We start from the raw sequence: 687 nt of genomic DNA on the forward strand, positions 1-687 counted from the left end.
CCTTCGACGTGCCGGTGTCCTTCGCCGGCGATCCCATCGAGGGGCAGCGCGTCTTCCGCGCCTTCAACAGGCAATCGGACCGGTTGGGCATCCCGCTTCCCGCCGGCACCGTCCGTGTCTTCACCGTCGGCGAGGAGCGGACGCTGCTGACCGGCCGCGCCGAACTCAGGGACTTGGCGGTCGGCGAAAAGGTGGAGATCAAGGCCGGCGCGATCCCCGGCGTCCGCCTCCACAACCGGATGGTGGAGCGACTCGGGCCGGGCCGCTTCCGGATGGAGACGCGAATCACCAACGCGCTGCCGGACCCGCAGCTGGTGGAGGTCGGCTACCGGCCGGACGGCGCGGCCGACGGGATGCGTGCCCCGGGGCGCGGCCTTGCGCGCCGCGACGGACGCCCGCTCTGGCGGACCACCGTTCCGGCCAATGGCGAGGTGACGCTCGGCTACGTCGCCGACTGAGGCGGCTCCGGCCGCACCGGGCGGGGGCGGTGCTGCGCGTCCAGCGCGACGAAGGTGAACAGGCCTTCCGTCACCTTGACCTCGCGCGCGCCTCGGTCGCGGCTGGCGATCACCTCGATCCGGATACCCATCGAGGTGCGGCCCATCCGTTCGACCTTGGCGTAGATGGAGATGATGTCGTGAAGGAGGACCGGAGCGATGAACTTCATCGCCTCGATCGCGACGGTGG

At 71.0% G+C, this 687-nt stretch carries 2 protein-coding genes; one reads left to right on the forward strand and one right to left on the reverse strand.

From position 1 onward, the window contains the following. Positions 1 to 458, forward strand: a 458-nt coding sequence (locus AC2JF9_RS08080) for a hypothetical protein (RefSeq protein ID WP_500726773.1), incomplete at its 5' end; no start/stop codon positions are given. Here the strand turns inward: AC2JF9_RS08080 and AC2JF9_RS08085 are convergent. Next, a partial coding sequence (locus AC2JF9_RS08085; protein ID WP_500726775.1) for an acyl-CoA thioesterase occupies positions 443 to 687 on the reverse strand: 245 nt, incomplete at its 5' end. The genes AC2JF9_RS08080 and AC2JF9_RS08085 overlap by 16 nt on opposite strands.

The sequence above is a fragment of the Lactobacillus sp. C449L genome, assembly GCF_059900815.1.